This is a genomic window from Micromonospora sp. AB353 (assembly GCF_049538395.1).
GTDB classification, from domain to species: domain Bacteria; phylum Actinomycetota; class Actinomycetes; order Mycobacteriales; family Micromonosporaceae; genus Micromonospora; species Micromonospora aurantiaca.
Genome location: NZ_JBMVFV010000141.1, coordinates 1 through 7,591, shown reverse-complemented (window position 1 = coordinate 7,591; position 7,591 = coordinate 1). Strand labels below are relative to the sequence as shown.

The following is a 7,591-nucleotide window of genomic DNA, read 5'->3' as shown; positions in this document are numbered from 1 at the left end:
CGCTCGGTGGCGCGGCGGTGAACGCGACCCAGGCGTGCGGCGGGAACACCAGCACCGGACCGTCCGGATCCTTGGAGTCGCGGACCGCCACCGCACCGGGCAGCGGCGCCATCTCCACGCACGCGCCCTCGTCGCCGCTGTGGCTGCTCTTGCGCCAGCGGGCCGGTGTGGGATTCGTGCCGTTCATCTGGTCACCTCTCGTTCAGCAGGCGGAGGAGCTGGTCCCGGCTGGCCGCAGGGCTCAGCGCCACGGTCCGCAGGTGCTCCATGATCTTGGCGCAGGTACGCAGGTCACCCGGCCGGTCGAGGACCATCTGCCCGGCGACTGTCTCCACCGAGGCGATGATCGGGTCCTCCGGGTCGGCGAACTCCAGGATGTGCAGCGAGCCCCGGGTGCCCCGGTGGTATCCGGCGGCGAGCGGGATCACCTGCACCGTGACGTTCGGCAGCTCGGCCATCTTCAGCAGGTGCTGGAGCTGGCCGGACATCACCGAGCGGTCACCGACCGGGCGCAGCAGCGCGCCCTCGTCGATGATGGCGTCGAGGATCGGCGGCTCGGGCCCGGAGAGCCGCTGCTGGCGGTCCAGTCGTAGCTGGACCCGCTGCTCCACCTGCTCGTCGGTGAGCGTGTGCGGCCCGCCGCGCATCACCCCGCGGATGTAGTCGGCGGTCTGGAGCAGACCGGGCACCACAGACGGTTCGAAGTTCGCGATGCCGGTGGCCTCGGCCTCCAGCGCGATGAAGTCGATGGTGCGCTGGTCCAGCAGGTACGAATAGGACACCCACCAGCCCGGCTTGCGGGCGTCCTTCGCGAGCTGCACCGCCGCCGCGATGTCGGCCGGGTCCACGCCGTAGCTGGTCAGCAGCGCGCGCACGGTGGCGGGGCTGACGAGCGTCTGCGCGTTCTCGTAGCGGGACAGCGTGCTCCGGGTGCTGTTGATCTCGTCAGCCGCGGCCTCCAGGGTGAGGCCGACGGCCTCCCGGTGGGTCCGCAGGGCGATGCCGAGCCGTCGGGCCCGGGCGGTCTTCGGCGCCATGCATCGATGGTCGCACATCTCGCGGGAAAGTGGGCATGAGAGAAAGTCGATGAGAGTTGCATTCACGCCGGTGAACCTGTCAATGTGTGACGGCGTCCTCACCACCGGTTGTCGTGGCGACGGTGGTGGTGAGCGACCGGAGGGGATGGGGCGCGCGGTGGTCGGATTATTCACTCCCCCACGATCCGACCGCCGCGTGCCCCTGCCGGTCCACGAGACGGGAGGGATTGCCGCGGTGACCAGGTTCCTCGTCGTCCTCACCGACGTACGTCCGCCGGACGGCAGCCGGCGCGACGAACGGACCAGTCCGGAACGCCGCCGTCAGGTCGTCGGCGCGAGCAGCCGGGAGGCGGCCGACCGGATCGCCGGCGCGTTCATGGCGCTGGGCATGGTGCGGGCCGGCCGGCAGCGCGTGAAGGTCATCGCGGTCGGCCGCCGGCCCCGGCATCCGGCCTTCTGAGGCACGCCGCTCCGTTACTCCCCGTATATGTCGCCTTGACCGTTTGCCACGCGACTCCGCGTCTCCCCGGGTAACGACCACCGCTTGCGGCAACGCACAGTAAGGTCAGTCGGGTGAGCGCCACCGGCGAGCACGGCCAGCCGCAGTCGCGAACGATGAGGTGACCATGACCACCCCAGGCAAGACCCGTGTGGCGATCGTCTTCGGCGGCCGCAGCCCCGAGCACGGCATCTCGTGCGTCAGCGCCGGCAGCGTGCTGGCCGCGCTCGACCCGGACGAGTTCGAGGTGGTCCCGGTCGGCATCACCCGGCAGGGCCAGTGGGTGCTCGCCAGCGGCGACCCGAGCCGGCTCGCCATCGCCGACCGCAAGCTTCCCGAGGTCACCGCCGGCTCCGGCGCCGAACTGGTGCTGCGCGCCGACCCCGCCGTCGGCGGCCTGATGGTGCTCGACCCCGCCCAGGGGCCGGTCGCGCTGGCCGACGTGGACGTGGTCTTCCCGGTGCTGCACGGCGCGTATGGGGAGGACGGCACCATCCAGGGCATGCTGGAGATGGCCGACATCCCCTACGTGGGCGCGAACGTCTTCGCCTCCGCCGCGGCCATGGACAAGGAGTTCACCAAGAAGCTCTGCGCCGCCGAGGGCATCCCGGTCGGTCCGTACGCGGTGCTGCGCGCCGGGATGTCGCTCAGCGACGAGGACAAGGAGCGCCTCGGGCTGCCCGTCTTCGTCAAGCCGTCCCGGGCCGGCTCCTCGTTCGGCATCACGAAGGTCGACGACTGGGCGGACCTGGACGCCGCGCTCGTCACCGCGCGGGAGATCGACAGCAAGGTGCTCGTCGAGGGGGCCGTGGTCGGCCGCGAGATCGAGTGCGGCGTGCTGGAGGGCGAGGCCGGTGGCGCGCCGGAGGCCTCCGTGCTCGCCGAGGTGCGGATGATCGGCGACCAGGACTGGTACGACTTCGAGGCCAAGTACATCTTCGCCGACGAGGTCTGCGAGTACGACGTACCGGCCGACCTGCCCGAGCCGGTCGCCCGGCAGGTGCGCGAGTACGCCACCCGGGCGTTCACCGCGCTCGACTGCTCCGGCCTGGCCCGGGTCGACTTCTTCGTGACCCCGCAGATGGACGTCTACCTCAACGAGATCAACACGATGCCGGGCTTCACCCCGACGTCGATGTTCCCGCGGATGTGGTCGGCCAGCGGGCTGGAGTACCCGAAGCTGGTCAACCGGCTGATCCGTACCGCCCTGCACCGCCGCGCCGGCCGCTGACCGCAGGCGCCGTCGCCTGACGCCCGTCGGGCGTCAGGCGGAGCAGCCCGAGGGGATCTGCTTCGCCGAGGGGACCGAGCTGACGATCGTGTCGGAGATCGAGGTCACCCACTGCAGCGGCGGCTCGTACGACGTCGGCACCCGCACCCGGATCGGGGTCTCCCGGTCGACGGTGGTCAGCACCGTGGCGTCGGCCTCCTTCGCCGCGTGCCAGCAGACCTGGTTGACCTTCCACACCTCGTCGGTGGGCGGGAACTCCGCCGGGCTGCCGCCACAGGCAACCGTCAGCGCCGGGTCGCCGTACGCGGCGTTCTGCTCCGGGCCCGCGGTGACCGGACGCTGCGGCAGGTCACGCACGCTGTCCGGGAGCTGCGACATCAGGGCGCGGCAGAGGATGGTCGGGCGCTCGGCCAGCGCCGGGGCGGGCATCTCGACCGGCGCGCTCGACTGCGCCCGAGGGCTCGCCGACGCGCTCGGCTCGGCGTCCGGCGACTCCGGGGCCAGCTTGGCGAACGTGAACCCGGCGACCGCCAGGGTCACCGGCACGGCGACGAGCGTCGCCCAGAGCGCGGCACGGCGGGTGGCGCCGTCCCGGCGGGGGGAGGTGTTCTTCTCGTCCACTTACAGCCGCACCACCGAACACGTGAGGGTGCGGGTGATGCCGGGCACCATCTGCACCTTGCTGACGATGAGTTTGCCGAGCTCGTCGACGGTGTTCGCCTCGGTGAGCACCACCACGTCGTACGGCCCGGTGACGGCGTCGACCCGTACCACGCCGGCCAGGTCCGCGATCAGACCGGCCACGTCACGCGCCCGGCCGACCTCGGTCTGGATGAGGATGTACGCCTGTACCACGACTCGACCTCCGTCCGTCGCCTCCGGGCGACCCGAAGGGTGAAACTACCGTACTGAGCGGCCGTGATCCCTATCGGTTGCCGGTCGGACGCGGTGAGCGAGCACACGCCGGTGCGGACAGGGGTGGGACGTGCGGAACGACGCAGCGGAGCGAGGGGACGGAATGACTGTCACTGATGTCGGCGAGTTCGGCCTGATCGACCGGGTGACCGCCCGGCTGGCACAGGGACGGAACTGCCTGCTCGGCCCCGGCGACGACGGCGCGGTGGTGGCCGCGCCGGACCGGCGGGTGGTCGCCTCGACCGACGTGCTGGTGGAGGGGCGGCACTTCCGCCGCGACTGGTCCTCGGCGCGCGACGTGGGACACCGGGCGGCGGCGGCCAACCTCGCCGACATCGCCGCCATGGGCGCCACCCCGACGGCGCTGCTCGTCGCGCTCTGCATGCCGGCCGAGCTGGACCCGGCCTGGGCCGAGGAGTTGGCCGACGGGCTGGGCGCGGAGGCGGCGCTGGTCGGCGCGAGCGTGGTCGGCGGGGACATGTCCGGCAGCCCGACGCTCACCGTCGCCGTGACGGCGCTCGGCGACCTGGCCGGCCGCGACCCGGTGGTGCGCTCGGGCGCCCGCCCCGGCGACGTGGTGGCGCTGGCCGGGAGCACCGGCTGGTCGGCGGCCGGCTACACCGTGCTGTCCCGGGGTTTCCGCACGCCCCGGCTGCTGGTCGAGGCGTTCCGCCGCCCCGAGGTGCCGTACGCCGCCGGACCCGCTGCCGCCGCGGCAGGAGCAACCGCCATGATCGACGTGTCGGACGGGCTGCTGGCCGACCTCGGGCACGTGGCGACCGCCAGCGGCGTGGCGATCGACGTGAGCCGCGACGCGTTCGAGGTGCCCCGGCAGATGCGGGACGCGGCGCAGGCGCTCGGCGTCGACCCGTACACCTGGATCCTGGCCGGCGGCGAGGACCACGCGCTGGCGGCGACGTTCCCGACGGACGCCGCGCTCCCGGACGGCTGGCGGCCGGTCGGGCGGGTGGCGGCCGGCGCCGGGGTCACCGTCGACGGCGCCGCCTACAGCGGCCCGCGCGGCTGGGACCACTTCCGCCGGACGGCGGAATGACCGGCGCAGCCGCAGGGCGGCGGAATGACCGGCGCAGCCGCAGGGCGGAGTGACCGGGCGGGAGTGATCTGCGTCCGACCCCCGGCGGCCGGGCCGGGCCGGGGCCGGCGGCGGTCGTAACCTGGCACGGTGAGCGAGATCGAGATCCGGGAGCGGCGCTTCGACGCTCCCGAGTCGCAGGCGCTGATCCGGGCGGCACTGGCCGACCTCGGCGCCCGGTACGGCGGCAGCGGCGACGAGACCCCCGTCGACGCGACCGAGTTCACCCCGCCGGACGGCACGTTCCTCGTCGCCTACCTGGACGGACGGCCGGTCGGCTGCGGCGGCTGGCGCAGCCACGGCGAGGACGGCGACACGGCCGAGCTGAAGCGGATGTACACCGACCCGGCGGCCCGGGGCCGGGGCGTGGCCCGCGCGGTGCTCGGGGCGGTCGAGCGGTCCGCCCGCGACCACGGCCGCAAGCGGATCGTGCTGGAGTGCGGCGACAAGCAGCCCGAGGCGATCGCCATGTACACCTCGGCCGGCTACGAGCGGATCCCGAACTTCGGCTTCTACAAGGACGCCCCGGGCTGCCTGTCGTACGGCCGTACCCTCTAGCCGACAGTGATGCGGATCTGGCTCGCGGCGCGGCGGGCGGCGTCGGCGGCCTCGTCCGGGGTGGCACCCCAGGTCATCAGGTGCCCGCTGCGGTGCGCCGAGGAGAGCAGCTCCGGCACGGTCTGACCGACCTTCGTCTCCACCTGCACGTCGAGCACGCCCGGCACGCGCAGCGCGTCGCGCCTGCCGTCCACGGCGGTGACCCGGCCGGGCGGCGCGATCAGGAACTCGATCGCCGCCGCGCCGGTCGCCCGCGCCGGCAGCGCCGGCCGTTCGCCGCGCAGGATCCGCAGGTACGCCTCGATGACGTCCCGCTCGTAGGCGATCGAGATGAGCGCGGTGATCATGTCGCCGGGCATCCGGGCCGCGCATTCCACGAGCGTCGGCACGCCGTCGGCGAGGATCCACTCGCTGTGCAGCATGCCGCTGCGGAAGCCGGCCGCCTCGGCGAGGCGTACCGCGGCGGCGCGCAGCGCGTCGTGCGCGTCGGCGGGCAGCGCGGACGGCACGGTGTGGCCGGTCTCGACCGGGTAGCGGCCACCGGCGATCCGCTTGTCGGTGACGTTGCCGAAGACCACCTCGCCCTCGGCCACGAGCAACTCCACGCTGTGCTCGGAACCGACAAGCAGTTCCTCGACCAGCACACCGGTGGGCAGGCCGCGCTCGGTGGCCTCGGCCGGGTCGGGCGGGGTGGCGCTGGCCGCCCAGCGGGCCGGCACCTCGGCCGCGTCGGTGATCAGCTGCACGCCCAGGCTGCCCGAGCGGCGGGTGGGCTTGAGCACGCACCGCCCGCCGTGCGCCTGCGCGAACTCCACCGCCCGCGCCGGGTCGTCGACCAGCTCGTACGCCGGGTTGGCGAGCCCGATCCGGTCGGCGAGCAGCCGCATCCGGTGCTTGTCGGAGAAGACGTCGGCGGCCTCGACTCCGGCGCCGGGGAGGCCGAGCCGCTCGGCGAGCCGGGCGGTGGCGCCGACCGCGTACTCCAGGCCGGGCAGGACCAGCCGGGCGTCGGCGAGGCCGGGCTCGCGGGCGAGCAGGGCGTCCGGGTCGAAGCCGGTCTGGTACTCGGCCGCGACGAGGCGCCCGATCATCGGCAGCCGCTCGGCGAACCCGGCCAGGTCGCGGCGGGCGATCACGTCGGGCTCCTCGACCAGCACCACGCTGCCCGGCGGCAGCTCCTGGTCGAACCAGCTCAGCGAGCCGAACGACGCGCCCACCACCACCAGTTGCTCGCGACCCAGATCGAGGTCCACCGGTCTTCCTCCCCACGGCTCGCGCCGGAACCGGACGGCCGGCGCAGCAGCACCCTAACCGGCCGGATCGCGGCGGTCGCCGTACGGTCGGTCAGGGGTGCGGGGGCGGGTCGGTGGATACCACGCCGCGGGTCGCCGGACACGACAGAAGCCGGCGGACCCCGAAGGGATCCGCCGGCGACCGACGATGTTCCGGTGGCGCTACCGCGTCAGGCGCGGGTGACCTTGCCGGCCTTGATGCACGAGGTGCAGACCTGCAACTTCTTGGTGGTGCCGCCACCGGCCGGGGTACGCACCGACTGGATGTTCGGGTTCCAGCGGCGGTTGGTCCGCCGGTGCGAGTGGGACACGTTGTGGCCGAAGCCCGGCCCCTTGCCACAGACGTCGCACACGCTAGCCACGGGATACTCCTGGGATTGAAACGTTCATGAGGTCGCCGCCAGGCGCTGCCCGGGCAACCTGGTCAGGTTACCCGATGACAGTCGGTACGCCCAACCGGCCCTTTCGCGAGCCCACCCAGCGTACCGGCGTCCCGGCCGGGCCGTCGGCCGGGGCGGACACGCGGCGGACGACCCCGGCGCGTGTCGGTGTGCGCCAGTAGGCTTCCCGACGTGCTGGAGACCCTCGACGCCGCAGCGGTACGCCGCTGGTGCGCGAGCGGGCTGACCGCCCTCCGGGCCCACCAGGGCGAGATCGACGACCTGAACGTCTACCCGGTGCCCGACGGCGACACCGGCACCAACCTGGTGCTCACGTTCACCTCCGCCCAGCAGGCCCTGGCGATGGACCTCGGCACCCTCCCCGACGACGGGCACACCCCGCACGGGCACGCGCTGCGGCTGATGGCCCGGGGCGCGCTGCTCGGGGCGCGCGGCAACTCCGGGGTGATCCTCTCGCAGATCCTGCGCGGTCTCGCCGACACTCTCGCCGCCGTGCCCGCGGTGCGCGGGCGGCAGCTCGCCGACGCGCTGGCCGACGCCACCACCGCCGCCTACGCGGCTGTCG

Annotated in this window: 11 protein-coding genes; 5 read left to right on the top strand and 6 right to left on the bottom strand. The window is 73.5% G+C overall.

Annotated features, from left to right (window positions below; genetic code table 11):
- The coding region (locus ACPCK6_RS28880; RefSeq protein ID WP_423482782.1) for a DUF397 domain-containing protein at positions 1 to 187 on the bottom strand (187 nt) is incomplete at its 3' end.
- A 4-nt stretch (positions 188 to 191) separates the two neighbouring features.
- Entirely contained in the window at positions 192 to 1,037 is an 846-nt protein-coding gene (locus ACPCK6_RS28875; protein WP_396880264.1) for a helix-turn-helix domain-containing protein, read from the bottom strand.
- A 235-nt stretch (positions 1,038 to 1,272) separates the two neighbouring features.
- Between ACPCK6_RS28875 and ACPCK6_RS28870 the strand changes: the two genes are divergently transcribed.
- Together ACPCK6_RS28870 and ACPCK6_RS28865 are read left to right on the top strand one after the other, a co-directional pair.
- Positions 1,273 to 1,497 carry a hypothetical protein gene (locus ACPCK6_RS28870; protein WP_194799685.1) on the top strand — a complete coding sequence of 75 codons (225 nt, stop codon included), beginning with the start codon at positions 1,273 to 1,275 and terminating at the stop codon, positions 1,495 to 1,497.
- Positions 1,498 to 1,663: 166 nt separating this feature from the next.
- Entirely contained in the window at positions 1,664 to 2,767 is a 1,104-nt protein-coding gene (locus ACPCK6_RS28865) for a D-alanine--D-alanine ligase family protein (RefSeq protein WP_396880265.1), read from the top strand.
- Positions 2,768 to 2,800: 33 nt separating this feature from the next.
- Here the strand turns inward: ACPCK6_RS28865 and ACPCK6_RS28860 are convergent, their stop codons facing one another.
- Together ACPCK6_RS28860 and ACPCK6_RS28855 are read right to left on the bottom strand one after the other, a co-directional pair.
- Positions 2,801 to 3,388 (bottom strand): DUF3515 domain-containing protein, encoded by a 588-nt coding sequence (locus ACPCK6_RS28860; protein ID WP_423482781.1) that lies wholly within the window; start codon positions 3,386 to 3,388, stop codon positions 2,801 to 2,803.
- Positions 3,389 to 3,622 (bottom strand): Lrp/AsnC ligand binding domain-containing protein, encoded by a 234-nt coding sequence (locus ACPCK6_RS28855; RefSeq protein WP_013284547.1) that lies wholly within the window; start codon positions 3,620 to 3,622, stop codon positions 3,389 to 3,391.
- A 163-nt stretch (positions 3,623 to 3,785) separates the two neighbouring features.
- On the opposite strand from ACPCK6_RS28855, the gene ACPCK6_RS28850 reads away from it, so the two are divergent.
- Together ACPCK6_RS28850 and ACPCK6_RS28845 are read left to right on the top strand one after the other, a co-directional pair.
- Positions 3,786 to 4,736, top strand: coding sequence for a thiamine-phosphate kinase (locus ACPCK6_RS28850; RefSeq protein WP_423482780.1), 951 nt, complete (start codon positions 3,786 to 3,788; stop codon positions 4,734 to 4,736).
- Between the two features lie 129 nt (positions 4,737 to 4,865).
- Complete coding sequence (locus ACPCK6_RS28845) at positions 4,866 to 5,333, top strand: GNAT family N-acetyltransferase (protein WP_396880268.1); 468 nt, start codon at positions 4,866 to 4,868, stop codon at positions 5,331 to 5,333.
- On the opposite strand, the gene ACPCK6_RS28840 is transcribed toward ACPCK6_RS28845, so the two are convergent.
- Both ACPCK6_RS28840 and rpmB read right to left on the bottom strand, forming a co-directional pair.
- A complete protein-coding gene (locus ACPCK6_RS28840; protein ID WP_396880269.1) occupies positions 5,330 to 6,586 on the bottom strand; it encodes an ATP-grasp domain-containing protein in 1,257 nt (418 codons plus the stop codon). The genes ACPCK6_RS28845 and ACPCK6_RS28840 overlap by 4 nt on opposite strands.
- Before the next feature lie 209 nt (positions 6,587 to 6,795).
- Positions 6,796 to 6,987, bottom strand: coding sequence for a 50S ribosomal protein L28 (gene rpmB / locus ACPCK6_RS28835; protein WP_013284551.1), 192 nt, complete (start codon positions 6,985 to 6,987; stop codon positions 6,796 to 6,798).
- Between the two features lie 210 nt (positions 6,988 to 7,197).
- On the opposite strand from rpmB, the gene ACPCK6_RS28830 reads away from it, so the two are divergent.
- Positions 7,198 to 7,591: DAK2 domain-containing protein (locus ACPCK6_RS28830; protein WP_402884386.1), on the top strand; the 394-nt coding region annotated here is incomplete at its 3' end.

What these genes read in the sequence shown, in the direction of transcription:
- ACPCK6_RS28850 (WP_423482780.1), top strand. Translation starts at nt 3,786, where the DNA reads ATGACTGTCACTGATGTCGGCGAGTTCGGCCTGATCGACCGGGTGACC.
- ACPCK6_RS28875 (WP_396880264.1), bottom strand. Translation starts at nt 1,037, where the DNA reads ATGGCGCCGAAGACCGCCCGGGCCCGACGGCTCGGCATCGCCCTGCGG.
- ACPCK6_RS28865 (WP_396880265.1), top strand. Translation starts at nt 1,664, where the DNA reads ATGACCACCCCAGGCAAGACCCGTGTGGCGATCGTCTTCGGCGGCCGC.